The following is a 26,305-nucleotide window of genomic DNA, read 5'->3' as shown; positions in this document are numbered from 1 at the left end:
CTGCGGTCCCGGTGTCCGTGCCGTGCCGTGCGGGCGACAGCCGTAGTCCTGAGCCGCTGCGGCGCGCCCGCAGCCTCAGTCGCGTACCGGGCCGGAGCACCCGCAGCAGCACTCGGTGGCGCGCCCAGCCTGCTGGAGGGCGGCCGGACCCGGTGCGGGATTGCCGTGAAGGCCGGGTGTGCGCAGCCGATAGCCTTCCGGCGTGACCGCAACCCTCATCTGGATCCTTGTCGCACTCGTCGCGATCGGTGTGTACCTGAGCTGGACGGCCGGGCGGCTGGACCGGCTGCACGTGCGCATGGACGCCGCGCGGGCCGCGCTCGACGCGCAGCTGCTGCGCCGGGCCTCCGTCGCGCAGGAACTCGCGACCTCGGGTGTGCTGGACCCGGCCGCCTCGATCGTGCTGTACGAGGCCGCGCACGCCGCCCGGCAGGCCGAGGAGGAGCAGCGCGAGGTCGCGGAGAGCGAGCTGAGCCAGGCGCTGCGCGCGGTCTTCGCGGAACCGGCCCAGGTGGAGGCCGTACGGGAGGCACCCGGCGGCGAGGAGGCGGCCCACGAGCTGGCCGAGGCCGTCCGCCGGGTCCCGATGGCCCGCCGCTTCCACAACGACGCCGTCGGAGCCGCCCGCAGGCTGCGCGAACACCGCAAGGTCCGCTGGTTCCGGCTGGCCGGCCACGCCCCGTTCCCGCTGGCCTTCGAGATGGACGACGAGCCCCCCGTGGCCCTGGTGGAGCGGGCCGCCTGAACCCCCAGGGGAACCTCCCCTGAACGAAAAGGATCCACCGGCTTGCCATTGGCCCTTGCTGTGGCCTGGTCCACTCACGTTTCCTCGTCGGTGCAGAAATCCTCTTTCCCATCAGTGAGGTCACCCGTGTCCAGCACCGAGAACCAGGCCCCCGAGACCGGCACCGCCCGCGTGAAGCGCGGCATGGCCGAGCAGCTCAAGGGCGGCGTGATCATGGATGTCGTCACGCCGGAGCAGGCGAAGATCGCCGAGGACGCGGGCGCCGTCGCCGTCATGGCCCTGGAGCGGGTCCCGGCCGACATCCGCAAGGACGGCGGCGTGGCCCGCATGTCCGACCCGGACATGATCGAGGGCATCATCGACGCCGTCTCGATCCCGGTCATGGCCAAGTCCCGCATCGGCCACTTCGTCGAGGCCCAGGTGCTGCAGTCCCTCGGCGTCGACTACATCGACGAGTCCGAGGTCCTCACCCCGGCCGACGAGGTCAACCACTCCGACAAGTGGGCCTTCACCACTCCGTTCGTCTGCGGTGCCACCAACCTGGGCGAGGCCCTGCGCCGCATCGCCGAGGGCGCCGCGATGATCCGCTCCAAGGGCGAGGCCGGCACCGGCAACGTCGTCGAGGCCGTCCGTCACCTGCGCCAGATCAAGAACGAGATCGCCAAGCTGCGCGGCTTCGACAACCACGAGCTGTACGCCGCCGCCAAGGAGCTGCGCGCCCCGTACGAGCTGGTCAAGGAGGTCGCCGAGCTGGGCAAGCTCCCGGTCGTCCTCTTCTCCGCCGGCGGCGTCGCCACCCCGGCCGACGCGGCCCTGATGCGCCAGCTCGGCGCCGAAGGCGTGTTCGTCGGCTCCGGCATCTTCAAGTCCGGCGACCCGGCCAAGCGCGCCGCCGCCATCGTGAAGGCCACCACCTTCTACGACGACCCGAAGATCATCGCGGACGCGTCCCGCAACCTCGGCGAGGCCATGGTCGGCATCAACTGCGACACCCTCCCCGAGACCGAGCGCTACGCGAACCGCGGCTGGTAAGCACACAGGTAACCGAACCCCATGAACACTCCTGTCATAGGCGTCCTGGCCCTCCAGGGCGACGTACGGGAGCACCTCATCGCCCTGGCCGCGGCCGACGCCGTGGCCAGGCCGGTGCGGCGCCCCGAGGAACTCGCCGAGGTCGACGGCCTCGTCCTGCCCGGCGGCGAGTCCACCACCATCTCCAAGCTGGCCGTGCTGTTCGGCGTGATGGAGCCCCTCCGCGCGCGCGTGCGTGACGGCATGCCCGTCTACGGCACCTGCGCGGGCATGATCATGCTCGCCGACAAGATCCTCGACCCTCGCTCGGGTCAGGAGACCATCGGCGGCATCGACATGATCGTGCGCCGCAACGCCTTCGGACGGCAGAACGAGTCGTTCGAGGCCGCGGTCGACGTCAAGGGCGTCGAGGGCGATCCTGTAGAGGGCGTCTTCATCCGTGCCCCGTGGGTCGAGTCCGTCGGGGCCGAGGCCGAGGTGCTCGCCGAGCACGACGGTCACATCGTCGCCGTCCGCCAGGGCAACGCGCTCGCCACGTCGTTCCATCCGGAACTGACCGGCGACCACCGTGTGCACTCCCTCTTCGTCGACATGGTGCGCGCCAACCGGGCGTCGGAGTCCTTGTAGGATCTCTGACGTTCGTACAGAGATTGGTTACGCGAAGGAGACAGGCAGATGTCCGGCCACTCTAAATGGGCCACGACGAAGCACAAGAAGGCCGTGATCGATGCCAAGCGCGGCAAGCTCTTCGCGAAGCTGATCAAGAACATCGAGGTCGCGGCGCGCATGGGCGGCGTCGACCTCGACGGCAACCCGACGCTCTACGACGCCGTCCAGAAGGCCAAGAAGCAGTCGGTCCCGAACAAGAACATCGACTCCGCGATCAAGCGCGGTGGCGGTCTCGAGGCCGGCGGCGCCGACTACGAGACGATCATGTACGAGGGCTACGGCCCCAACGGTGTCGCGGTGCTCATCGAGTGCCTCACCGACAACCGCAACCGCGCCGCCTCCGACGTCCGCGTCGCCATGACCCGCAACGGCGGCAACATGGCCGACCCGGGCTCGGTGTCCTACATGTTCAGCCGCAAGGGCGTCGTCATCGTCCCCAAGGGCGAGCTGAGCGAGGACGACGTGCTCGGTGCCGTCCTGGACGCGGGCGCCGAGGAGGTCAACGACCTCGGCGAGACCTTCGAGGTCATCAGCGAGGCCACCGACCTGGTCGCAGTGCGCACCGCCCTCCAGGAGGCCGGCATCGACTACGACTCCGCCGAGTCCAGCTTTGTGCCGTCCGTCCAGGTCGAGCTGGACGAGGAGGGCGCCAAGAAGATCTTCAAGCTCATCGACGCCCTCGAGGACAGCGACGACGTGCAGAACGTCTTCGCCAACTTCGACGTGAGCGACGAGATCATGGAGAAGGTCGACGCGTAACGCTCCGCGGGTTCAGCGGATTTCCGGCGGGCCGGTGGGACACGTCCCACCGGCCCGCCGTCATTGTCAGTGGGACCCGATAGCCTGCACAAACACGTGATCGAGGCGATCGGAGGGAGGGGCCCGGTGCGCGTACTGGGGGTGGACCCCGGGCTGACCCGGTGTGGTGTCGGTGTCGTCGAGGGGGTCGCGGGCCGCCCGCTCACCATGCTCGGCGTCGGTGTCGTACGCACGCCCGCGGACGCCGATCTCAGCCACCGCCTCCTTGCCGTGGAGCAGGGCATCGAGCAGTGGCTGGACGAGCACCGGCCCGAGTTCGTCGCCGTAGAGCGAGTCTTCAGCCAGCACAATGTCCGTACGGTGATGGGCACCGCCCAGGCCAGCGCCGTGGCCATGCTGTGCGCCGCCCGGCGCGGCATCCCGGTCGCCCTGCACACCCCGAGCGAGGTCAAGGCGGCCGTCACCGGCTCCGGACGTGCCGACAAGGCCCAGGTCGGCGCCATGGTCACCCGGCTGCTCCGGCTCTCCGCGCCGCCCAAGCCCGCCGATGCCGCGGACGCCCTCGCGCTCGCCATCTGCCACATCTGGCGCGCCCCCGCCCAGAACCGGCTCCAGCAGGCGGTCGCCCGCCACACCGTCAACGCAACGAAAGGCCGTACGGCATGATCGCCTTCGTCAGTGGCACGGTCGCCGCGCTCGCCCCCGACGCAGCGGTCGTCGAGGTCGGCGGCGTCGGCATGGCCGTCCAGTGCACGCCCAACACGCTGTCCACGCTCCGCATCGGTCAGCCCGCCAAGCTGCACACCTCCCTCGTCGTCCGTGAGGACTCGCTGACCCTGTACGGCTTCGTCGACGACGACGAGCGCCAGGTCTTCGAGCTGCTCCAGACCGCGAGCGGCGTCGGCCCGCGCCTCGCCCAGGCCATGCTCGCCGTGCACACCCCGGACGCGCTGCGCCGCGCCGTGGCCACCAGCGACGAGAAGGCCCTCACCGCCGTCCCCGGCATCGGCAAGAAGGGCGCGCAGAAGCTGCTGCTGGAGCTGAAGGACCGGCTCGGCGAACCCGTCGGCGCCCCCGCGGTCGGCGCCCCGGTCACCCAGGGGTGGCGCGACCAGCTGCACGCGGCCCTCATCGGTCTCGGCTACGCCACCCGCGAGGCCGACGAGGCCGTTGCCGCCGTGGCGCCCCAGGCGGAGGCCGCCGGCGGTACCCCGCAGGTCGGGCAGCTGCTGAAGGCCGCCCTGCAGACCCTGAACCGCGCCCGCTGACCCCACGACGATCGAGGCACACGCATATGAACTGGGACGACACCACCGACACCCCCGCCTCCGAGCGGCTCGTCGGTGCGTCCGCCGACCGGGAGGACCAGGCCGTCGAGGCCGCGCTGCGCCCCAAGGACCTCGGCGAGTTCATCGGCCAGGAGAAGGTCCGCGAACAGCTCGACCTCGTCCTGCGCGCCGCACGCGCGCGTGGCGCCACCGCCGACCATGTGCTGCTCTCCGGCGCGCCCGGCCTCGGCAAGACCACCCTGTCGATGATCATCGCGGCCGAGATGGGCGCCCCCATCCGCATCACCTCCGGCCCCGCCATCCAGCACGCCGGCGACCTCGCCGCGATCCTCTCCTCCCTCCAGGAGGGCGAGGTCCTCTTCCTCGACGAGATCCACCGCATGTCCCGGCCCGCCGAGGAGATGCTGTACATGGCGATGGAGGACTTCCGTGTCGACGTCATCGTCGGCAAGGGCCCCGGCGCCACCGCCATCCCGCTCGAACTGCCCCCCTTCACCCTGGTCGGCGCCACCACGCGCGCGGGCCTGCTGCCGCCCCCGCTGCGCGACCGCTTCGGCTTCACCGCGCACATGGAGTTCTACGAGCCGCGCGAACTGGAACGGGTCGTGCACCGCTCGGCGAACCTGCTGGACGTCGAGATCGAGCCGGACGGCGCCGCCGAGATCGCCGGCCGCTCCCGTGGCACGCCCCGCATCGCCAACCGCCTGCTGCGCCGCGTCCGCGACTATGCGCAGGTCAAGGCGGACGGCCTGGTCACCCGCGAGATCGCCGCGGCCGCCCTCGCCGTCTACGAGGTCGACGCGCGCGGCCTCGACCGCCTCGACCGCGCCGTCCTTCAGGCCCTGCTGAAGCTCTTCGGCGGCGGCCCGGTCGGCCTGTCCACGCTCGCCGTCGCGGTGGGGGAGGAGCGGGAGACCGTCGAGGAGGTCGCCGAACCGTTCCTCGTCCGGGAGGGACTGCTCGCCCGGACCCCGCGCGGCCGGGTCGCCACGCCCGCCGCCTGGGCGCACCTCGGCCTGACCCCGCCCCACTCGGCGACCGGGGGCACGACCGGGGGAAACGGACAACAGGACCTGTTCGGGACCTGATGGGGCCATGATGGCTATGGGACGGCCAAGGCATTGGCCCGGGCAGGAACCCAGGTGCCATGCTGAGCGTTGTTCCATGCACGCGGACTCGCTTAGACTCCGCCGATGCCGCCCTTGCGGGCGGCGCCGACCACACCCCCATCCAAAAGGCCGCTCTCCGTCGCGGTCGCGCGAAGGAAACCCCGTCCCGTGAATGCCTTTACCCTTCTCCCCTTCATCGTGCTCATCGCGGCCATGTTCCTGATGACGCGCTCGGCCAAGAAGAAGCAGCAGCAGGCTGCCACCATGCGGAACGAGATGCAGCCCGGCTCCGGTGTCCGCACGATCGGGGGGATGTACGCGACGGTCAAGGAGGTCAATGAGGACACGGTCCTCCTCGACGCCGGTCCGGGCGTCGAGCTCCTCTTCGCCAAGAACGCGATCGGCGCCGTCCTCACGGACGACGAGTACAACCGCATCGTCCACGGCATCGAGCACGACCTGAAGGCCGACGCCGACATCGTCCCGGACGACGCCTCCTCCCTCACCGAGACCGACGAGTCCGACTCGCCCGCTGCCGCCGCCTCCGACGACAAGGCCGTCGACCTCGGTAAGAAGGACGCTGGCGAAGACGGCACCGACGCGGCCGAGGCCGCCGAGGCCAAGGCGGAGGACGAGCCGAAGAAGACCGACGGCGACTCCGACGCGAAGTAGTCACGCCCCGGTGGTGCGCTGCGCGGCATAATCACGCCCCGCGCACCACCGGGCGTCTGTTTCCCGCACGGACAGCCCGACACCATGTCATGGCCGACCGCGCCGACCGGGCGCGGGGCGGCCCGAGAGGGAGTACGAGAAGGTGGCAGCACCTAAGAGGGGCCGGAGCGCGAGTGCCCAGAGCAAGCCGGGGCGCTCGCTGGCCCTCATCCTGATCGCCATCGTGGCGCTCACCGGAGGCATGTTCCTCTCCGGGAACACCACTCCGCGTCTCGGCATCGACCTCGCCGGTGGTACGAGCATCACGCTCAAGGCGAAGGCCGACCAGGGGTCCGCGATCAACAAGGCCAACATGGACACCGCGGTCGACATCATGAACCGCCGTGTCAACGGCCTCGGCGTCTCCGAGGCGGAGGTGCAGACCCAGGGGAACGACAACATCATCGTCAACATCCCCAAGGGCACCAACTCCAAGGAAGCCCAGCAGCAGGTCGGCACCACCGCCAAGCTGTACTTCCGCCCGGTCCTGGCCAGCGAGCCCAGCGTCCCCGCCGGGCAGAGCCCCTCGCCGAGCGCGTCCCCCAGCGGCAGCTCCTCGCCGAAGCCGAGCACGAGCCCCTCCGCCTCTTCCTCCAAGGAGAAGGCGTCCTCGTCCTCCACCGCGTCCCCTACGGCCTCGGCGACCTCCCAGGGCCGCGCGGTCACGGACGCGCTGAAGGCCGACTCCACCCCCTCGCCGAGCACCTCCGCCTCCGGCAGCTCCAAGCCGTCGGCCACCCCCTCGGCCTCCTCGAGCAGCGGCTCGGCCGCCGCCAAGCTCCAGGCCCAGTACGCCGCCCTGGACTGCACCAAGCCCGCCGAGCGCGCCAAGGTGGGCGGCGCCGCCAAGCCCGGTGAGCCCACGGTGGCCTGCGGCCAGATCAAGAAGCTCTGGTACAAGTACGTGCTCGGCCCGGCCGCCGTCGACGGCACCGACGTGAAGAAGGCGCAGGCCGTCTTCGACACCCAGGGCGCCTCCGGCTGGCAGGTCCAGATGACCTTCACCTCCGGCGGCTCCAAGAAGTTCGCCGACATCACCGGCCAGCTGGCCCAGAAGCAGGACCCGCAGAACGAGTTCGCCATCGTCCTCGACGGCGAGGTCGTCTCCAGCCCGTTCGTGCGGCAGGCCATCACCGGCGGCCAGGCGGAGATCTCCGGCAGCTTCACCCAGCAGGACGCCCAGAGCCTCGCCAACATGCTGTCGTACGGCGCCCTGCCGCTCTCCTTCCAGGAGCAGTCCGTCACCACCGTCACCGCCGCGCTCGGCGGTGAGCAGCTGCACGCCGGTCTGCTCGCCGGCGCGATCGGCCTCGCCCTGGTCGTGATCTACCTGGTCGCGTACTACCGCGGCCTGTCGGTCGTCGCCATGGCCTCCCTGCTCGTCTCCGCGATCCTCACCTACGTGATCATGTCGCTGCTCGGCCCGGCCATCGGCTTCGCGCTGAATCTGCCGGCCGTCTGCGGTGCCATCGTCGCCATCGGTATCACCGCGGACTCGTTCATCGTGTACTTCGAACGCATCCGGGACGAGATCCGCGAGGGCCGCACCCTGCGCCCCGCCGTCGAGCGGGGCTGGCCGCGCGCCCGGCGCACCATCCTGGTCTCCGACTTCGTGTCGTTCCTCGCCGCCGCCGTCCTGTTCATCGTGACCGTCGGCAAGGTCCAGGGCTTCGCGTTCACCCTCGGCCTGACCACCCTGCTCGACGTCGTCGTCGTCTTCCTGTTCACCAAGCCGCTGATGACACTCCTCGCCCGCCGTAAGTTCTTCGCGAACGGCCACAAGTGGTCCGGTCTCGACCCGAAGAGCCTGGGTGCCAAGCCGCCGCTGCGCCGCACCCGCCGTCCCGCCGGTCCTGCCGCCGGCTCTGTCGACCCGAAGGAGGCCTGAGCCATGTCGAAACTCGGCAACCTCGGCGCTCGACTGCACCGCGGCGAGATCTCGTACGACTTCGTCGGCAAGCGCAAGATCTGGTACGGCATCTCCATCCTGATCACCATCACGGCCATCCTCGGCCTGGCGGTGCGTGGCCTGAACATGGGCATCGAGTTCAAGGGCGGCGCGGTCTTCACCACGCCGACCGGCATGAGCACCTCGGTGGCCCAGGCGGAGACCTACGCCAAGGACGCCTCCGGCCATGAGGCGATCGTGCAGAAGCTCGGCAACGGCAGCCTGCGCATCCAGATCGCCGGCATCGACACCGGCCAGTCCGACAAGATCAAGCAGGAGCTGGCCAAGGACCTGAGCCTCAACCCCGAGAAGCTCGCCGCCGACCTGGTCGGCCCGAGCTGGGGCCAGCAGATCGCCAACAAGGCCTGGGAGGGCCTGGGCATCTTCATGGTGCTCGTCGTGATCTACCTGGCCATCGCCTTCGAGTGGCGCATGGCCGTCGCGGCCCTGGTCGCGCTGATCCACGACATCACCATCACGACCGGTATCTACGCCCTCGTCGGCTTCGAGGTCACGCCCGGTACGGTCATCGGTCTGCTGACGATCCTCGGTTACTCGCTCTACGACACGGTCGTCGTCTTCGACAGCCTCAAGGAGCAGACGAAGGACATCACCAAGCAGACCCGCTGGACCTACGGCGACATCGCGAACCGTTCGATCAACGGCACCCTGGTCCGCTCCATCAACACCACGGTCGTCGCCCTGCTGCCGGTCGCCGGTCTGCTCTTCATCGGCGGTGGCTTCCTCGGCGCCGGCACGCTGAACGACATCTCGCTGTCGCTGTTCGTCGGCCTCGCCGCCGGTGCCTACTCCTCGATCTTCATCGCCACGCCGCTCGTCGCCGACCTCAAGGAGCGCGAGCCGGCGATGAAGGCCCTCACCAAGCGGGTCCTGGCCAAGCGCGCCCAGGCCGCCGCCGAGGAGGACCTCACCGCGGACCGCACGGTGTCCGACGACGACTCCGACGCCGCCCCCGCCGTCGTGGGCCCCCGCAACCAGCCCGCGTCCCGCAGCCGGGGCCGCGGCCGACCCTCCGGGAAGCGCCGATGACCGAGCTCGCGGACATCACAGGGCTGCTGCTCAGCCGTATCCGGGACGTCGCCGACTATCCCGAGCCGGGCGTGATGTTCAAGGACATCACCCCGCTGCTGGCGGACCCGGCCGCGTTCACGGCGCTGACCGACGCGCTGGCCGAGATCGCCGCGAACACCGGCGCGACCAAGATCGTCGGACTGGAGGCCCGGGGCTTCATCCTCGGCTCCCCGGTGGCCGTCCGCGCGGGCCTCGGCTTCATCCCGGTCCGCAAGGCGGGCAAGCTGCCCGGAGCGACGCTGCGCCAGGCGTACGACCTGGAGTACGGCTCGGCCGAGATCGAGGTGCACGCGGAGGATCTGGCCGCCGGTGACCGTGTGCTGATCGTGGACGACGTGCTCGCCACGGGCGGTACGGCCGAGGCCGCGATCCAGCTGATCCAGCGCGCCGGTGCGGATGTCTCCGGCCTCGCGGTGCTGATGGAGCTCGGCTTCCTGGGCGGCCGGACCCGGCTGGAGCCGGCGCTGGGCGGAGCGCCGCTGGAGGCACTGCTCCAGGTCTGAGCGCGTTACCGCACAAGCGGCCTCGGCTTCGCCGTAGGCCGCTTTGTGTTTCCCACCCGCACCCCTACACCTGCCGCGGCCGCCGACGGCGAAAGGTGCACGGGTGGTGCGGGTGGGAAAACAAAAGCGGGCCGAAGGCGAAGCCGAGGCCACCCCGCAGGACACCCCCCGCACGCCCTGCGAACACCCGGAATCCACCTCTTCGGAATCCGGCGGAAGCCTCCCGCGTTGCACTGGTTGACGGTCCTCACTTCAGGCTGAAGGCGATGACCAGCCGCAGGATCGCTACCATGGGGTCTCCGGAGCCTGACCGGGGGACCCGGATCGCGCACGAGGAGCCCTCTTGCCAGACGAGGCCCAGCACCTGACCGCCGCCAAGCCCGAGTCCGCCTCGGCCGCCGCGGCGAAGCCCGCGCCGCACGTGTCCGACGCGAAGAACGACACCCGCGGGCCGATCGAGCACGCCCAGTCCGCGCCCGTCGAGAAGGCTGCCGAGGCCGCACGTCCCAAGCCGGCCCCGCCCGAGCGCCCGGCCCAGCCCCCCGTCGTGCGTCAGCCCGTCGGCCAGCCCGTCCGCACCGGCTCCTCCAACCGCGTCCGCGCCCGCCTCGCCCGCCTCGGTGTGCAGCGCGCGAACCCGTACAACCCGGTCCTGGAACCCCTGCTGCGGATAGTGCGCAGCAACGACCCCAAGATCGAGAACTCCACGCTGCGCCAGATCGAGCGCGCCTACCAGGTCGCCGAGCGCTGGCACCGCGGCCAGAAGCGCAAGAGCGGCGACCCGTACATCACGCATCCGCTCGCCGTCACCACCATCCTCGCCGAGCTGGGCATGGACCCGGCCACCCTGATGGCGGGGCTGCTGCACGACACCGTCGAGGACACCGAGTACGGCCTGGACGACCTGCGCCGCGACTTCGGCGACGTCGTCGCCCTCCTCGTCGACGGCGTCACCAAGCTGGACAAGGTCAAGTTCGGCGAGGCCGCGCAGGCCGAGACCGTGCGCAAGATGGTCGTGGCGATGGCCAAGGACCCGCGCGTCCTGGTCATCAAGCTCGCCGACCGCCTGCACAACATGCGCACCATGCGCTACCTGAAGCGCGAGAAGCAGGAGAAGAAGGCGCGCGAGACGCTGGAGATCTACGCGCCGCTCGCCCACCGCCTGGGCATGAACACCATCAAGTGGGAGCTGGAGGACCTCGCGTTCGCGATCCTCTACCCCAAGATGTACGACGAGATCGTGCGGCTCGTCGCCGAGCGGGCGCCCAAGCGGGACGAGTACCTCGCCATAGTGACCGACGAGGTCCAGGCCGACCTGCGGGCCGCCCGCATCAAGGCGACCGTCACCGGCCGCCCGAAGCACTACTACAGCGTCTACCAGAAGATGATCGTGCGGGGCCGCGACTTCGCCGAGATCTACGACCTGGTGGGGATCCGTGTCCTTGTCGACACGGTCCGTGACTGCTACGCCGCCCTCGGCACCGTGCACGCGCGATGGAACCCGGTCCCGGGCCGGTTCAAGGACTACATCGCGATGCCCAAGTTCAACATGTACCAGTCGCTGCACACGACGGTCATCGGGCCCAACGGCAAGCCGGTCGAACTGCAGATCCGCACCTTCGACATGCACCGCCGCGCCGAGTACGGCATCGCCGCGCACTGGAAGTACAAGCAGGAGGCCGTCGCCGGTGCCTCCAAGGTGCGTACGGACGTGCCCAAGGCCTCCGGCAAGGACAAGGACGCCATCAACGACATGGCGTGGCTGCGGCAGTTGCTGGACTGGCAGAAGGAGACCGAGGATCCCGGCGAGTTCCTGGAGTCCCTGCGCTTCGACCTGTCCCGCAACGAGGTCTTCGTCTTCACCCCCAAGGGCGACGTCATCGCGCTGCCCGCGGGGGCCACGCCCGTCGACTTCGCGTACGCCGTCCACACCGAGGTCGGCCACCGCACCATAGGAGCGCGGGTCAACGGCAGGCTCGTACCGCTCGAATCCACCCTGGACAACGGCGACTTGGTGGAGGTCTTCACCTCCAAGGCACCCGGTGCCGGACCGTCCCGCGACTGGCTCGGCTTCGTCAAGTCGCCGCGCGCCCGCAACAAGATCCGCGCCTGGTTCTCCAAGGAGCGCCGGGACGAGGCGATCGAGCAGGGCAAGGACGCGATCGTCCGGGCGATGCGCAAGCAGAACCTGCCGATCCAGCGCATCCTCACCGGCGACTCCCTCGTCACGCTCGCGCACGAGATGCGCTACTCGGACATCTCCGCGCTGTACGCCGCGATCGGCGAGGGTCATGTCTCCGCGCAGCACATCGTGCAGAAGCTCGTCCAGGCCCTCGGCGGCGAGGAAGCCGCCACGGAGGAGATCGACGAGGCGGTCCCGCCGTCCCGCACCCGCGGCCGCAAACGCCGCTCCAGCGCCGACCCGGGCGTCGTCGTCAAGGGCGTCGACGACGTGTGGGTCAAGCTGGCCCGCTGCTGTACGCCCGTACCGGGCGACCCGATCATCGGGTTCGTCACCCGGGGCAGCGGCGTATCGGTTCACCGCAGCGACTGCGTCAACGTCGAGTCGCTGTCCCGCGAGCCGGAGCGGATCCTCGACGTCGAGTGGGCGCCCACCCAGTCCTCGGTGTTCCTGGTCGCCATCCAGGTCGAGGCGCTGGACCGCTCGCGCCTGCTGTCGGACGTCACCCGCGTGCTGTCCGACCAGCACGTCAACATCCTCTCGGCGGCCGTCCAGACCTCCCGCGACCGGGTGGCCACCTCCCGGTTCACCTTCGAGATGGGCGACCCGAAGCACCTCGGCCACGTCCTGAAGGCCGTACGGGGCGTGGAGGGCGTGTACGACGTGTACCGCGTGACGTCGGGACGCACCCGGTCGTAAACCGGTCCCACGCAGCCATGTGAAAGGCCCCGTACGGCGCGTACGGGGCCTTTCGCATGTGCTTCGGGGGATCAGCCGCCGAACTCCTGCAAGCCCTTCAGAGCCTGGTCCAGGAGCGCCTGGCGGCCCTCCAGCTCACGCTCCAGCTTGTCGGCCTTGGCGTTGTTGCCCTGGGCGCGGGACTGGTCGATCTGCACCCGCAGCTTGTCCACGGCGGCCTGCAGCTGACCGGTCAGACCCTCGGCACGCGCGCGTGCCTCCGGGTTCGTCCGGCGCCACTCGGCCTCCTCGGCCTCCTGGATCGCCCGCTCGACCGCGTGCATCCGGCCCTCGACCTTCGGCCGCGCGTCCCGCGGGACGTGGCCGATGGCCTCCCAGCGCTCGTTGATCGAGCGGAAGGCGGCCCGCGCGGACTTCAGGTCGCCGATCGGCAGGAGCTTCTCGGCCTCCTCGGCCAGCTCCTCCTTCAGCTTCAGGTTCTCCGACTGCTCCGCGTCCCGCTCGGCGAACACCGAGCCGCGGGCCGCGAAGAACACGTCCTGGGCGCCGCGGAAGCGGTTCCACAGGTCGTCCTCGTGCTCGCGCTGGGCGCGGCCCGCGGCCTTCCACTGCGCCATCAGCTCGCGGTAGCGCGCCGCCGTCGGACCCCAGTCCGTCGAGCCCGACAGCGCCTCGGCCTCGGCGACCAGTCGCTCCTTGGTCCGGCGGGCCTCCTCGCGCTGCGCGTCCAGCTGCGCGAAGTGCGCCTTGCGCCGCTTGGAGAACGCCGACCGGGCGTGCGAGAAGCGGTGCCACAGTTCGTCGTCGGACTTGCGGTCCAGACGCGGCAGCCCCTTCCACGTGTCCACCAGCGCCCGCAGCCGCTCGCCGGCCGCCCGCCACTGGTCGGACTGCGCCAGCTGCTCCGCCTCGGAGACCAGGTCCTCCTTGGCCTTGCGGGCCTCGTCGGACTGCTTGGCCCGCTGCTGCTTGCGCTCCTCCCGGCGCGCCGCCACGGTCTCCACGAGCTTGTCGAGACGCCCCCGCAGCGCGTCCAGATCGCCGACCGCGTGGTGCGCGTCCACCTGCTCACGCAGGTGGTCGATCGCGGTCTGGGCGTCCTTCGCCGACAGGTCGGTGGTCTGCACTCGCTTCTCGAGGAGGCCGATCTCGACAACCAGGCCCTCGTACTTGCGCTCGAAGTAGGCCAGCGCCTCCTCAGGGGAGCCGGCCGCCCAGGAACCGACGACCTGCTCGCCGTCGGCCGTACGCACGTACACGGTCCCCGTCTCGTCGACGCGGCCCCACGGGTCGCTGCTCACAGCGCCTCCTCCACATGATGCCTGCGGGGCCTTCGCAGCCCGGGCATCGTCCACAGTTTCGTCACGGCCAACATAGGCGACCAGCGGGTTGCCTGTCCGCATCCAGCGCGACCGAAATTCCGCAGTTGGCCGTCTTGAGCATCAGGACCGGGTCAGGACTTCGTCACCGTCGCCTTGTTGATCACCACGGTCGCATTGGGAGCGGTGTTGCCCGTGGACGGATCGGCCGCCTGGGCGCCGGCGGCGGCGATCTTCTGCAGCACCTTCATGCCCGCGTCGGACACCGTGCCGAACGGCGTGTAAGTGGGCGGCAACGGGCTGTCCTTGTAGACCAGGAAGAACTGGCTGCCGCCGGTGTGCGGATGACCGGTGTTGGCCATCGCCACCGTGCCCGCCGGGTAGGTGTTGCCCTTCAGGCTCTTGTCCTTCAGGTTCTCGTCCGGGAGCTTGTAACCCGGATCGCCCATGCCGGTGCCCTGGGGGTCGCCGCACTGCAGCACATAGATGCCGGTCGTGGTCAGACGGTGGCACTTGGTGTGGTCGAAGTAGCCCTGGCCCGCCAGGAAGTCGAACGAGTTCACCGTGTGCGGGGCGGCCGCCGTCTTCAGCGCGATGTCGATGTCACCGCACGTCGTGGCGAGCTTCATCGAGTACTTCGCCGACGTGTCGATCGTCATCGCCGGCTCCTTCTTCCAGCTCAGCTTCTTCACCGAGCCGGCCGCGGGCTTCGCGCACGGGTCCGGGGCCTTGCTGGTCGGCGTGGCGCTGGGCGTCACGTCGGCCGCGGTGTTGGTCTTCTTGTCGTCGTTCTTCAGCACTCCGGTCGTGTACAGCGCGACACTTCCGATCACGACCACGCCCAGTACCGACGCGATCACGGAGTTGCGCACGGCGGCCTTGCGGCGCGCCTGTGTGCGCCGCTGCTGCTGCCGCAAGAACTTCTCCCGGGCGAGCTGACGCCGCCGCTGCTCCTGGCTGACCACCGGGTTCTCTCCTCATGCGTGTCGTGTGTCGACCGGTACGCGTGCGTCCTCGTGAGCCGACCGTTGCGTGTAGCCCCGTACCGTATATGGGTTCGCTGAGGAAACGGCAGCGCCGGTAGGCTCTGGACGACAGCTTGCAGCCACCCGTATCGACACAACGAAGGACGATCGTGCTCATTGCCGGGTTCCCCGCCGGGGCCTGGGGGACGAACTGTTATCTCGTCGCCCCCGCCGCCGGTGAGGAGTGCGTGATCATCGACCCCGGCCACCAGGCCGCCGAAGGCGTCGAGGAAGCGCTGAAGAAGCATCGGCTCAAGCCCGTCGCCGTCGTCCTCACCCACGGCCACCTGGATCACGTGGCCTCGGTCGTCCCGGTCTGCGGCGCCCACGACGTACCGGCCTGGATCCACCCCGAGGACCGGTACATGATGAGCGACCCCGAGAAGGCGCTCGGCCGGTCCATCGGCATGCCGCTGATGGGCGAGCTGACCGTGGGGGAGCCGGACGACGTCCGGGAGCTGACGAACGGCACGACCCTCGAACTGGCGGGCCTGGAATTCTCCGTCGCGCACGCGCCGGGCCATACCAAGGGGTCGGTGACCTTCCGGATGCCCGAGACCGCCGACATCCCGTCGGTGTTCTTCTCCGGGGATCTGCTGTTCGCCGGCTCCATCGGACGCACCGACCTGCCGGGCGGATCCATGGCGGACATGCTCGAGTCGCTGGCCCGCGTGTGCCTGCCGCTCGACGACTCCACCGTGGTGCTGTCCGGCCACGGCCCCCAGACGACCATCGGCCAGGAGCGCGCCACCAACGCCTATCTGCGGCAGGTGGCCGCCGGCCAGGGAGCGGACGTGAACATCGCTCCCCGACGAGGAATGTGACGAGAGACTTCCGTGAGCACTTTCAAGGCCCCCAAGGGCACATACGACCTGCTGCCGCCGGACAGCGCCAGGTTCCTGGCCGTCCGCGAGGCGATCGCCGCGCCGCTCAGGAGCTCCGGCTACGGCTACATCGAGACGCCCGGTTTCGAGAGCGTGGAGCTGTTCGCGCGCGGCGTCGGTGAGTCCACCGACATCGTGACGAAGGAGATGTACGTCTTCGAGACGAAGGGCGGCGACAAGCTGGCCCTGCGCCCGGAGACGACCGCCCCCGTGCTGCGCGCGGTCCTCGAGGCCAACCTGTACAAGACGGGCAACCTCCCGGTGAAGGTCTGGTACTCGGGCTCGCAGTACCGCTACGAGCGCCCCCAGAAGGGCCGCTACCGGCACTTCTCCCAGGTCGGTGCCGAGGCGATCGGAGCGGAGGACCCGGCGCTGGACGCCGAGTTGATCATCCTGGCCGACCAGGCGTACCGCTCGCTGGGCCTGCGCAACTTCCGGATCCTCCTCAACAGCCTGGGCGACAAGGAGTGCCGTCCGGTGTACCGGGCCGCGCTGCAGGACTTCCTGCGCGGCCTGGACCTGGACGAGGACACGCGCCGCCGCGTCGACATCAACCCGCTGCGCGTCCTGGACGACAAGCGCGAGTCCGTCCAGAAGCAGCTGACGGGTGCCCCGCTGCTCCGCGACTACCTGTGCGACGCCTGCAAGGCGTACCACGAGGAGGTGCGCGAGCTGATCACGGCGGCGGGCGTGGCCTTCGAGAACGACCCGAAGCTGGTGCGCGGCCTGGACTACTACACCCGTACGACCTTCGAGTTCGTGCACGACGGTCTGGGCTCGCAGTCCGCGGTGGGCGGCGGCGGCCGGTACGACGGCCTGTCGGAGATGATCGGCGGCCCCGCGCTGCCGTCGGTCGGCTGGGCCCTCGGCGTCGACCGCACGGTCCTCGCGCTGGAGGCGGAGGGCGTGGAGCTGGACCTCCCGTCCGCCACCTCGGTCTACGCCGTCCCGCTCGGCGAGGAGGCCCGCCGCGTGCTGTTCGCGAAGGTGACCGAGCTGCGCAAGGTCGGCATCGCGGCGGACTTCTCGTACGGCGGCAAGGGTCTGAAGGGCGCCATGAAGAACGCCAACCGCAGCGGCGCCCGCTACGCGCTCGTGGCCGGCGAACGCGACCTCGCCGAGGGCGTCGTCCAGCTCAAGGACATGGAGTCCGGCGAGCAGACGGCGATCGGTGTGCACGAGATCGTGGCGGAGCTGGAGTCCCGGCTCGGCTGATGTGAGCGATGCGAGGGCGCCGGTCGTTCCCGGCGCCCTCTCACTGTTCCAGCAACCCGTGCCGCATCGCGCTCGTCACCGCCGCGGTCCGGTCGTCCACCCCCAACTTGCCGAAGATCCGCAGCAGATGGGTCTTCACCGTCGACTCGCCGATGAACAACCTGCGGCCGATCTCCGCGTTGGTGCAGCCCTCGGCCACCAGGCGGAGGACCGCCGTCTCGCGGTCGGACAGCCGGGGGCGTTCCGGCCTGGTGCGGAGCTGGTCCACCAGGCGGGCCGCCACTGAGGGGGCCAGAACCGTCTCGCCCCGCGCAGCGGCCCGTACCGCGTCCGCCAGCTCGCGCCGGGGCAGGTCCTTGAGCAGGTAGCCCGCGGCGCCCGCCTCCACGGCGCGCAGGATGTCCCGGTCCGTCTCGTACGTCGTCAGCACGATCACCCGGCACGGCAGCCCGGCCGCGGTCATCCGCACGATCGAGTCCACGCCCCCGCCGCCCGGCATACGCAGGTCCATCAGCACGATGTCCGGCCCCAGTTCCGCCGCCAGGGCCTCCGCCTGCGGCCCGCTGGCCGCGTCGCCGACCACCTCCAGGTCCGGTTCGGCGCTCAGCATGGCGCGCAGGCCTTCCCGTACGACGGGGTGGTCGTCGGCCAGGACGATCCGGATCACGGCACCTCACTTGTCAGGGCGGACACAACGGCGGGAGCGGGCAGGCGTACGGTCACCGTCGTACCGTCGCCGGGCGCGCTGTGCACCGATGCCGTCCCGCCCACCTCGGTGGCGCGGGCGCGCAGCCCGGCCAGACCGTACCCGTTCGACGCGGCGGCCGTATCGAAGCCGCGGCCCTCGTCGCGGACGGAAAGGGTCAGCGTGTCGTCGGCGTAGGCGAGGCGGACCTCGACCGGCACCGAACTCCCGGCGTGCTTACGGGCGTTGGTGAGGGCCTCCTGGCAGGCGCGCAGGGCCACCACCTCCACACCGGCCGGCAGCGCGCGCACCGGACCGGTCACCTCCAGTGCCGCCTCCTGGCGGGCGGCCAGCCGGTCCAGCGCGTCCGGGAGGCTGGCGCCCGCCAGGTCGGCGGGTGCGCCGCCGGCGACCAGCGCGCGGGCCTCGGCGAGATTGCGGCGGGCGGTGTCCTCCATGAGGGCGAGATGGCGGCGGGCCTGCGCGGGATCCGAGCCGAGTTCCGCGTCCACGGCCTGGACCAGCATCAGCAGGCTGGTGAAGCCCTGCGCGAGGGTGTCGTGGATCTCGCGGGCCAGCCGCTCCCGTTCGGCGAGGGCGCCGTGCGCGGCCGACAGCCGGGCGACCTCGTGCCTGCTGGCGTCCAACTCGGCGATCAGCTCGGCGCGTTCCATGCTCTGCTCGATGATCCGGATGATCCAGGCGCCGACCACCCCGGAGAACGCCAGACAGACCACGGCGAACAGCACGTTGGCGAACAGGACGTCGCCGCCCGGCCGCCACAGCAGCGCCCAGCCCGCGACCGGCGCCAGGTTGATCACCGCCACCGCGACCAGGGCGCCGCGCATGCGCAGGGTCATGAAGCACTGGGGGACCAGCGCGAACGTGACCAGCCGGGTCTCGCCCGCCAGGACCGCCGACGGCAGGAACAGCGCCAGCGCCCCGGCCAGGTACCACAGGCCGCGCCGCCCGCCCGGAGGATCCTCCGTGAGCAGGCGGCGGCCGAACACCGCGTACCAGGGCACCAGCGGCACGAGCAGTCCGGCCGCGACCGCGCGCACCGGCCACGGGGGATGCTCCGCGCCGAGGACGAGGGCCAGCGTGGCCACCCACGCGACGGCGAAGTAGACGTCCCAGAGCCGGATCGTGCGGTCCCAGGCGTCGACGCCCCGGGCGCGGTCGCCCCTCATCCGTCGCGCCGGTTCTTCCACCGGAAGGTCAGCAAGCACAGCGCCAATCCTCCGACGCACCAGGCGGCCAGCACCAGGGCGATCCGCCCGAACTCCCAGCTGCCCGCCTGCTCCAGCACCTTGGCGGAGTCGGGCAGGAACACGCCCCGCAGCCCCTGGCACATCCACTTCAGCGGGAACAGGGCGCCGATGTCGAGCATCCAGCCGGGGATGGTGTCGATGGCGATGTAGACCCCGGAGATGAACTGGAGCACCAGGAAGGGCAGGACGACGACCGAGCTGGCGCTCTTGGCCGACTTGGGCACCGAGCTGATGGCGATGCCGAGCAGCGCGCACCCGGTCAGACCGAGCACGAAGATCCACCCGAAGTCGAACCAGCGCCCGGCGTCCGACGGCAGGTGGACGTGGTAGAACGTCGTGCCGACGGCCAGCAGGATCGCGGTCTCCAGGACAGCGGTGAACAGAACCAGCCAGATCTTGCCGAGGAAATAGGCCGCGGGAGGCATCGGGGTGCCCCGCAGCCGCCGCAGCACCTTCTCGTCGCGTTCCACGGCGATGGAGATGCCGAGCGACTGGAAGCTCGTCGACATGATCCCGGAGGCCATCATCGCGGGAACGTACAGCTGGGAGGCGGTGATCCCGGTGTGCCCGACATCGTCGTGGAAGATCGACGCGAACAGGAACAGGAACACCACCGGGAAGGAGAAGGTGAACACCACCTGCTCGCGCAGCCGGAAGAACTGCTTGATCTCCAGGCCGCCGCGCAGCAGCCCGAGCCTCCAGGCGCCGGGCAGGGAGCCGGCGCTCTCGCGGGCGGTGGCTCGTACCGCGGTCGTGGTCATCGGGCGGCCTCCTGGCCGGTCAGCCGGAGGTAGACGTCCTCCAGGGTGGGGCGGGTCACGGTCAGTCCGGGTATCTCACCGCCGAAGCGGCCCATGAGCGCGGCGACGGTCCGGGTCGGCATGTCGGTGTGCTCCGTGCGCGGCGAGCCGTCGGCTTCCCGCCAGGCGACGGTGGCCTCACCGCCGTACCGCCGGCGCAGGTCGGCGGGTGTGCCCTCGGCGACGACCCGGCCCTGCGCGACGACCGCGAGCCGGTCCGCGAGGGTCTCGGCCTCCTCCAGGTAGTGCGTGGTGAGCAGGATCGTCGTGCCCTCGTCGGCGAGCAGCCGGATCAGGTCCCAGAACCGGCGCCGGGCGACCGGATCGAAGCCGGTGGTCGGCTCGTCCAGGAGCAGCAGCTCGGGGCCGCCGATCACGCCGAGCGCCACGTCGAGGCGGCGCCGCTGGCCGCCGGAGAGCCCCTTGATCCGGCTGTTCGCCTTCGCCTCGAGGCCGACCAGGCGGATGACCTCCTCCGGATCCCGCGGACGCGGGTAGTAGCGGGCGAAGTGCCGTACGGTCTCGCGGACCGTCAACTCCGCGGGCGCGGATTCGTCCTGCCAGACGATTCCCACACGGGACCTCCACGCGCGCGTGCCCGTCGCCGGGTCCGAGCCCAGGACCGACACCTCGCCCCCGTCGCGCGACCGGTTGCCCTGGAGGATCTCCACCGTGGTGCTCTTGCCCGCGCCGTTCGGCCCGAGCAGGCCGAACACCTCACCGTGCCGGATGCCGAGATCGAGCCCGTCCACCGCGGTCACGCCCCCGTACCGCTTGCGCAGCCCCCGGACGTCCACCGCGAGTTCGTTCGCGTGTGCTGTCATGCCCTCGAGCATCGGCCGGAACCGAACGGTCCGTGACCACCGTGCGTACCTCCTTATGTCCTCCGAACGGTGGACACACATGTGCGTGCGGCACAATGAGCCGTGCCCGAAGATGGTCCAACTCTCAAGTGACGGATCGGCGTGATGAGCAAGACGACAGTCAACGACGTCTCCACGGAGCCGGGTCCCGAGCGTGCCGCCGACGCCCCGCGCACGGTGGGCGGCAGCCGTGCCTTCGCCCTCCTGCTGGTGATCACCGGGGCGGCCGGAGTGCTGGCCTCCTGGGTCATCACGATCGACAAGTTCAAGATCCTCGAGGCCAAGGTCGCGGGCAAGACCTTCACGCCCGGCTGCAGCGTCAACCCGGTCGTGTCCTGCGGCAGCGTCATGGAGAGCAAGCAGGCGGCGGTCTTCGGCTTCCCGAACCCCATGCTCGGCCTGGTCTGCTACGGCATCGTCATCTGCGTCGGCATGAGCCTGCTGACCCGCGCCCGCTTCCCGCGCTGGTACTGGCTGACCTTCAACTTCGGCACGCTCTTCGGTGTCGGCTTCGTCACCTGGCTGCAGTTCCAGTCCCTGTACCGGATCAACGCGCTGTGCCTGTGGTGCTCACTGGCCTGGGTCGCCACGATCACCATGTTCTGGTACGTGACCTCGTTCAACGTCCGCAACGACTTCCTGCCCGCGCCGGGCTGGCTGAAGCGGTTCCTCGCCGAGTTCACCTGGGTCGTCCCGGTCACCCACTGCGGTGTCATCGCCATGCTGATCCTGACCCGCTGGGGCAGCCAGCTCTGGGCCTGACCCCGCACCGGCCGCGTTGTCAGTGCCGTGATTTAGGGTTTTGGACGTGGAACCCGACCTGTTCACCGCCGCAGCAGAAGAACGCCAGGAGAAGGACCCGGCAGCCAGCCCCCTGGCGGTGCGCATGCGCCCGCGCAGCCTCGACGAGGTCGTGGGCCAGCAGCATCTGCTGAAGCCCGGCTCCCCGCTGCGCCGGCTGGTCGGCGAGGGCTCCGGCGGCCCGGCCGGACCGTCCTCGGTGATCCTCTGGGGCCCGCCCGGCACCGGCAAGACCACCCTCGCGTACGTCGTCTCCAAGGCGACGAACAAGCGGTTCGTGGAGCTGTCCGCGATCACCGCCGGCGTCAAGGAGGTCCGCGCGGTCATCGACGGCGCCCGCCGCGCCACCGGTGGCTTCGGCAAGGAGACCGTCCTCTTCCTGGACGAGATCCACCGCTTCAGCAAGGCCCAGCAGGACTCCCTGCTCCCGGCCGTCGAGAACCGCTGGGTGACCCTGATCGCGGCCACGACCGAGAACCCGTACTTCTCGGTGATCTCGCCCCTGCTCTCCCGCTCCCTCCTGCTCACCCTCGAACCCCTCACCGACGACGACATCCGGGGCCTGCTCAAGCGCGCGCTGACCGACGAGCGCGGCCTGAAGGACGCCGTCGGCCTCCCCGAGGACACCGAGGAGCACCTGCTGCGCATCGCCGGCGGCGACGCCCGCAGGGCCCTGACCGCCCTGGAGGCCGCCGCCGGGGCGGCGCTGGACCAGGGCGAGGGCGAGATCAGCCTGGAGACGCTGGAGCAGACGGTCGACCGGGCAGCGGTGAAGTACGACCGCGACGGCGACCAGCACTACGACGTCGCCAGCGCCCTCATCAAGTCCATCAGGGGCTCCGACGTCGACGCCGCCCTGCACTACCTGGCGCGCATGATCGAGGCCGGCGAGGACCCACGCTTCATCGCGCGCCGCCTGATGATCTCCGCGAGCGAGGACATCGGCCTGGCCGACCCGAACGCCCTGCCCATCGCGGTCGCCGCGGCCCAGGCCGTCGCCATGATCGGCTTCCCCGAGGCCGCCCTCACCCTCAGCCACGCCACCATCGCCCTCGCGCTCGCCCCCAAGTCCAACTCGGCGACCACCGCGATCGGCGCCGCCATGGAGGACGTACGCAAGGGCTTGGCCGGCCCGGTCCCGCCCCACCTGCGCGACGGGCACTACAAGGGCGCCGCCAAGCTCGGCCACGCGCAGGGGTACGTGTACCCGCACGACCTGCCCGAGGGCATCGCCCAGCAGCAGTACGCCCCGGACGCCCTGAAGGACCGCGAGTACTACACCCCGGGCCGGCACGGCACCGAGGCGCGGTACGCGGACGCGGTGGAGTGGACCAGGAAGCACCTCGGTCGCAGGCGGTCCTGAGCGCCCTGTAGACTTGGCCGAAGTGCCGAGTCCCGCGCAGTCAGAGCGGGACACCCGGCCGGAGTCCGGCCCCCGGGGCCAGTCCTCGGGAAAACGGACTCCAGGAGCGTCGCGCACCGTCGAACGGTGTCGCGGGCAGCCCACCACCACCCGGAGCCCCGGGACGGTCGGTGGGCCACTCGCGTGCTGCACGTTGTGCCCAGACCAGGGGAACGGCTGCCCGGCAGGTCCCATGCGGACCCGGCGGGATTCCCCGGCTGCGGAGGCGACCTCCCTTAACTCTGACGAGCCGGAAACTACGAAAGAGATAGAGACAGTGGCGAACCAGTCCCGCCCCAAGGTCAAGAAGTCGCGTGCCCTCGGCATCGCGCTGACCCCGAAGGCCGTCAAGTACTTCGAGGCCCGCCCCTACCCGCCGGGTGAGCACGGCCGTGGCCGCAAGCAGAACTCGGACTACAAGGTCCGTCTGCTGGAGAAGCAGCGTCTGCGTGCGCAGTACGACATCTCCGAGCGCCAGCTGGTCCGCGCCTACGAGCGCGCGTCCAAGGTTCAGGGCAAGACCGGTGAGGCCCTGATCGTGGAGCTCGAGCGCCGTCTCGACGCCCTGGTCCTGCGTTCGGGCATCGCCCGCACCATCTACCAGGCCCGTCAGATGGTCGTCCACGGCCACATCCAGGTCAACGGCCAGAAGGTCGACAAGCCGTCCTTCCGTGTCCGTCCGGACGACGTCGTGCAGGTCCGCGACCGCTCCAAGGACAAGACGCTCTTCACGATCGCCCGCGAGGGTGGCTTCGCCCCCGAGGGTGAGACCCCGCGCTACCTGCAGGTGAACCTCAAGGCCCTGGCGTTCCGCCTGGACCGCGAGCCGAACCGCAAGGAGATCCCGGTGATCTGCGACGAGCAGCTCGTCGTCGAGTACTACGCCCGCTGACCCCAGCCACGGCGTAATACCTCAGCCCGCCGTCTCCCCGCCCGGCCCTGCCGGGTGGGCGAGGCGGCGGGCCGCGTTTTCGGTCGTCTCTACAGCGCGGGCCGGTCAGGGCTGGTAGCACAGTTCCCCGCGCCCCTGCGGGGCGCGTCGCTCGCCCCGCGCGGAGCCGGCAGCGCTTCCAACGGCCGTACCGCATCCTGCCGAAGGGCACGCGCCACGGCGTCCGCGCGGTCCAGTCGGGCACCTTCCCGCACGCACTCCTCGTAGCCCCCGTCGCCCAGCGACTCCCGCACGATCGCCTCGCACCGCTCGTGCGGCGCGTTGTAGTACGCCGAGCCGAACAGCGGCAGTCCCACCGACGGCCAGATGCGGCCCGCCGCCCCCTGGAGCAGCGCCGCCTCGGCCGGATCGCCCTGGGCCGCCGTCACCAGGGCCAGCAGCTCCAGCGACAGCACCGAGCCGAGCAGGTCGTGGAAGGCGTGGGCGTTGCGCAGACACTCGGCGAGCAGTTCCCGTGCCCTGTCCTGGGCGCCGTCCTGCCAGGCGGCGTACGCCAGCACGTACAGCGCGTAGGAGCGGGCCCAGCGCTCCCCGTGGTCCTCGCACACCCGGCGCACGTCCTCGCACAGCCGCACCGCGTCCGGCAGGTCCCCCTGGAAGGCCCGCGTCATCGCCAGCTCCACCTGGCCCATCAGCACGTTGCTGTTGAGTTCGCCGATCTCCTGGTAGCGGTCCAGCGCCGACCGCAGCAGCGTTTCTGCACGCACCATGTCATCGCTGACCAGCGCCAGACAGCCGGTGCGATGCTCGGCATACGCCACCGCCGTCGGATCCGCGACCTGCTCGGCCCGCTCCCGGCACTCCCGCAGCGCCGTCAGCGCCGGCACCGTGTCGCCCTGGAGGATCGCCACATAGCCCAGCACCCACAGCGCCTTCAGCCGCGACTGCTCGTACTCCGACTCCAGCTCCACACTGCGCGCCAGCCAGCGCCGGCCCTCCGCGAGCCGACCGCAGCCGACCCAGCAGAACCACAGCGACCCCGCGAGGTACTGGCCGAGATGGGCCTCCTCCGGCTCCGTCAGACAGAACTCCAGGGCCGCCCGTAGATTGGGCAGCTCCGCCTCGACCCGCGCGGCGACCTCACCCTGCCGGGGCGAGAACCAGTCCAGCTCGCACCAGGTCGCCAGGCCCAGGTACCAGTCCCGGTGCCGCCTGCGCAGCCGCCCCGCGTCCCCGACGCCCTCCAGCCACTCGGCGCCGTAGTCCCGGACGGTGTCCAGCATCCGGTAGCGGGGCCCGGCCGGACTCTCCTCGCGGGTCACGACCGACTGGGTCACCAGCTCCGACAGCACGTCCAGAACGTCCTCGGCCGGCAGCCCGTCCCCGCTGCACACATACTCGGCGGCCTCCAGGTCGAAGGTCTGCGCGAACACCGACAGCCGCGCCCACAGCAGCCGCTCGGCGGGCGTGCACAGCTCGTGGCTCCAGCCGATCGCCGTGCGCAGTGTCCGGTGGCGGGACGGCGGGCCGCCGGGGACCGCGCGCCCGGCGCCGTCCCGGCCGCTCGCCGTCAGCAGCCGGAACCGGTCGTCCAGCCGCTGCAGCAGCTGTGCCGGGGACAGCGCGCGCAGCCGCCCGGCCGCCAGCTCCAGCGCCAGCGGGATCCCCTCCAGCCGCCGGCACAGCTCGCGCACCTCGGGGCCGTCGGACACCCGTAGCCCCTGCTCCCGGGCCCGGTCGGCGAACAGCTCCACCGCTTCGTCCTCGCCCAGGGGCGCCAGCGGGAACAGCCGCTCGCCCGCGAGCCCCAGCGGACGCCGGCCCACGGCCAGCACCCGCAGCTCCGGCAGCTTCCGCAGCAGCTCCGCCGTCAACTCGGCACAGGCGTCTACCAGATGCTCGACCCCGTCCAGCACCAGCAGGGCCGGACGGCCGGCGAGATGCCCCAGCAGCGTCTCCCGGGGCAGCCGGGCGGTGTGGTCGGTCAGCCCCAGCGCCTCCGCCACCGCGTACTCCACGAATTGCGGATCGCGCACCGGCGCCAGCTCCACCCGCCCGGCGGCGGACTCCCACCCCGCGGCGACCCGCGCGGCCAGCCGGGACTTGCCGACACCGCCGATGCCGGTCACGGTCACCAGCCGCGCCCCGCCGAGCGTGTCCGTCAGCCCGCTGAGTTCGGCCGAGCGCCCGACGAACGTGGTCAGTTCCAGGGGCGGATCGCCGTCGGTGAAGGGATCAGGACGCTGAGGACCTCGCATGGGACACGGAGCGTACTGAAACGTGTTCAATGCGTACAATCGCTTCCCGTAACTCCGCCCCCGCCACCCGGTAATCCGGTACGGAGCCCCGGCCCCGGCGCGATAGGCTCGGACTCGAGTTTTTCGATGCTTTCGATGTTGGGGCACGTTTC

Annotated in this window: 24 protein-coding genes; 17 read left to right on the top strand and 7 right to left on the bottom strand. The window is 70.7% G+C overall.

Annotated features, from left to right (window positions below; all coding sequences use genetic code 11):
* The first annotated feature begins 202 nt into the window (after positions 1–202).
* The 12 genes from ACWC0C_RS25920 to relA all read left to right on the top strand — a co-directional run bounded on the left by ACWC0C_RS25920 (position 203) and on the right by relA (position 12,738).
* Positions 203–745: a hypothetical protein gene (locus ACWC0C_RS25920; protein ID WP_449196692.1), complete on the top strand. Its 543-nt coding sequence runs from the start codon at positions 203–205 to the stop codon at positions 743–745.
* A 126-nt stretch (positions 746–871) separates the two neighbouring features.
* On the top strand, positions 872–1,777 hold the full coding sequence (gene pdxS, locus ACWC0C_RS25915; protein ID WP_449196693.1) for a pyridoxal 5'-phosphate synthase lyase subunit PdxS: 906 nt from the start codon (positions 872–874) through the stop codon (positions 1,775–1,777).
* A gap of 21 nt (positions 1,778–1,798) precedes the next feature.
* Positions 1,799–2,404 carry a pyridoxal 5'-phosphate synthase glutaminase subunit PdxT gene (gene pdxT / locus ACWC0C_RS25910; protein WP_449196694.1) on the top strand — a complete coding sequence of 202 codons (606 nt, stop codon included), beginning with the start codon at positions 1,799–1,801 and terminating at the stop codon, positions 2,402–2,404.
* Between the two features lie 48 nt (positions 2,405–2,452).
* Complete coding sequence (locus ACWC0C_RS25905) at positions 2,453–3,205, top strand: YebC/PmpR family DNA-binding transcriptional regulator (RefSeq protein ID WP_361692804.1); 753 nt, start codon at positions 2,453–2,455, stop codon at positions 3,203–3,205.
* A gap of 126 nt (positions 3,206–3,331) precedes the next feature.
* A complete protein-coding gene (gene ruvC / locus ACWC0C_RS25900) occupies positions 3,332–3,871 on the top strand; it encodes a crossover junction endodeoxyribonuclease RuvC (RefSeq protein ID WP_449196695.1) in 540 nt (179 codons plus the stop codon).
* Positions 3,868–4,473 (top strand): Holliday junction branch migration protein RuvA, encoded by a 606-nt coding sequence (gene ruvA / locus ACWC0C_RS25895; RefSeq protein WP_449196696.1) that lies wholly within the window; start codon positions 3,868–3,870, stop codon positions 4,471–4,473. Before ruvC ends, ruvA begins: the two co-directional genes overlap by 4 nt.
* A gap of 26 nt (positions 4,474–4,499) precedes the next feature.
* On the top strand, positions 4,500–5,582 hold the full coding sequence (gene ruvB / locus ACWC0C_RS25890; protein ID WP_449196697.1) for a Holliday junction branch migration DNA helicase RuvB: 1,083 nt from the start codon (positions 4,500–4,502) through the stop codon (positions 5,580–5,582).
* 189 nt (positions 5,583–5,771) lie between these two features.
* A complete protein-coding gene (yajC, locus tag ACWC0C_RS25885) occupies positions 5,772–6,275 on the top strand; it encodes a preprotein translocase subunit YajC (protein WP_449196698.1) in 504 nt (167 codons plus the stop codon).
* 142 nt (positions 6,276–6,417) lie between these two features.
* Entirely contained in the window at positions 6,418–8,202 is a 1,785-nt protein-coding gene (secD, locus tag ACWC0C_RS25880; protein WP_450866165.1) for a protein translocase subunit SecD, read from the top strand.
* 3 nt (positions 8,203–8,205) lie between these two features.
* Positions 8,206–9,312, top strand: a complete 1,107-nt coding sequence (gene secF, locus ACWC0C_RS25875) for a protein translocase subunit SecF (protein ID WP_449196700.1) — start codon at positions 8,206–8,208, stop codon at positions 9,310–9,312.
* Positions 9,309–9,857 carry an adenine phosphoribosyltransferase gene (locus tag ACWC0C_RS25870; RefSeq protein ID WP_449196701.1) on the top strand — a complete coding sequence of 183 codons (549 nt, stop codon included), beginning with the start codon at positions 9,309–9,311 and terminating at the stop codon, positions 9,855–9,857. Before secF ends, ACWC0C_RS25870 begins: the two co-directional genes overlap by 4 nt.
* 343 nt (positions 9,858–10,200) lie before the next feature.
* On the top strand, positions 10,201–12,738 hold the full coding sequence (gene relA, locus ACWC0C_RS25865; RefSeq protein WP_449196702.1) for a GTP pyrophosphokinase: 2,538 nt from the start codon (positions 10,201–10,203) through the stop codon (positions 12,736–12,738).
* 71 nt (positions 12,739–12,809) lie between these two features.
* On the opposite strand, the gene ACWC0C_RS25860 is transcribed toward relA, so the two are convergent.
* Entirely contained in the window at positions 12,810–14,039 is a 1,230-nt protein-coding gene (locus ACWC0C_RS25860) for a DUF349 domain-containing protein (RefSeq protein WP_449196703.1), read from the bottom strand.
* A 152-nt stretch (positions 14,040–14,191) separates the two neighbouring features.
* Positions 14,192–15,022 carry a peptidylprolyl isomerase gene (locus ACWC0C_RS25855; RefSeq protein WP_450866163.1) on the bottom strand — a complete coding sequence of 277 codons (831 nt, stop codon included), beginning with the start codon at positions 15,020–15,022 and terminating at the stop codon, positions 14,192–14,194.
* A 170-nt stretch (positions 15,023–15,192) separates the two neighbouring features.
* Between ACWC0C_RS25855 and ACWC0C_RS25850 the strand changes: the two genes are divergently transcribed.
* Together ACWC0C_RS25850 and hisS are read left to right on the top strand one after the other, a co-directional pair.
* Positions 15,193–15,906, top strand: coding sequence for an MBL fold metallo-hydrolase (locus tag ACWC0C_RS25850; protein WP_450866161.1), 714 nt, complete (start codon positions 15,193–15,195; stop codon positions 15,904–15,906).
* Positions 15,907–15,918: 12 nt separating this feature from the next.
* Positions 15,919–17,181, top strand: a complete 1,263-nt coding sequence (gene hisS, locus ACWC0C_RS25845) for a histidine--tRNA ligase (RefSeq protein ID WP_450866160.1) — start codon at positions 15,919–15,921, stop codon at positions 17,179–17,181.
* Positions 17,182–17,221: 40 nt separating this feature from the next.
* Here hisS and ACWC0C_RS25840 read toward each other — a convergent pair whose 3' ends face one another.
* The 4 genes from ACWC0C_RS25840 to ACWC0C_RS25825 are packed head-to-tail and all read right to left on the bottom strand — an operon-like array spanning position 17,222 to position 20,761.
* Positions 17,222–17,848, bottom strand: coding sequence for a response regulator (locus ACWC0C_RS25840; RefSeq protein ID WP_449196707.1), 627 nt, complete (start codon positions 17,846–17,848; stop codon positions 17,222–17,224).
* A complete protein-coding gene (locus ACWC0C_RS25835) occupies positions 17,845–19,056 on the bottom strand; it encodes a sensor histidine kinase (protein ID WP_450866158.1) in 1,212 nt (403 codons plus the stop codon). Before ACWC0C_RS25835 ends, ACWC0C_RS25840 begins: the two co-directional genes overlap by 4 nt.
* Positions 19,053–19,898, bottom strand: a complete 846-nt coding sequence (locus tag ACWC0C_RS25830) for an ABC transporter permease (protein ID WP_450866156.1) — start codon at positions 19,896–19,898, stop codon at positions 19,053–19,055. Before ACWC0C_RS25830 ends, ACWC0C_RS25835 begins: the two co-directional genes overlap by 4 nt.
* A complete protein-coding gene (locus ACWC0C_RS25825) occupies positions 19,895–20,761 on the bottom strand; it encodes an ABC transporter ATP-binding protein (RefSeq protein WP_450866155.1) in 867 nt (288 codons plus the stop codon). The genes ACWC0C_RS25830 and ACWC0C_RS25825 overlap by 4 nt, the downstream gene beginning before the upstream one ends.
* Before the next feature lie 144 nt (positions 20,762–20,905).
* Here ACWC0C_RS25825 and ACWC0C_RS25820 point away from each other — a divergent pair, with 144 nt between their 5' ends.
* From ACWC0C_RS25820 to rpsD, 3 genes are all read left to right on the top strand, one after another.
* On the top strand, positions 20,906–21,562 hold the full coding sequence (locus ACWC0C_RS25820) for a vitamin K epoxide reductase family protein (RefSeq protein WP_450866154.1): 657 nt from the start codon (positions 20,906–20,908) through the stop codon (positions 21,560–21,562).
* 46 nt (positions 21,563–21,608) lie between these two features.
* A complete protein-coding gene (locus ACWC0C_RS25815) occupies positions 21,609–22,964 on the top strand; it encodes a replication-associated recombination protein A (RefSeq protein WP_450866153.1) in 1,356 nt (451 codons plus the stop codon).
* 316 nt (positions 22,965–23,280) lie between these two features.
* Positions 23,281–23,895 carry a 30S ribosomal protein S4 gene (gene rpsD, locus ACWC0C_RS25810; protein WP_055705441.1) on the top strand — a complete coding sequence of 205 codons (615 nt, stop codon included), beginning with the start codon at positions 23,281–23,283 and terminating at the stop codon, positions 23,893–23,895.
* Positions 23,896–23,984: 89 nt separating this feature from the next.
* On the opposite strand, the gene ACWC0C_RS25805 is transcribed toward rpsD, so the two are convergent.
* On the bottom strand, positions 23,985–26,153 hold the full coding sequence (locus tag ACWC0C_RS25805) for an ATP-binding protein (protein ID WP_450866151.1): 2,169 nt from the start codon (positions 26,151–26,153) through the stop codon (positions 23,985–23,987).
* Between the last annotated feature and the right edge of the window lie 152 nt (positions 26,154–26,305).

Source organism: Streptomyces sp. NPDC001709 (genome assembly GCF_053596375.1).
The sequence above is the reverse complement of the archived record's forward strand: the minus strand, read 5'-3'. Positions and strand labels throughout refer to the sequence as shown.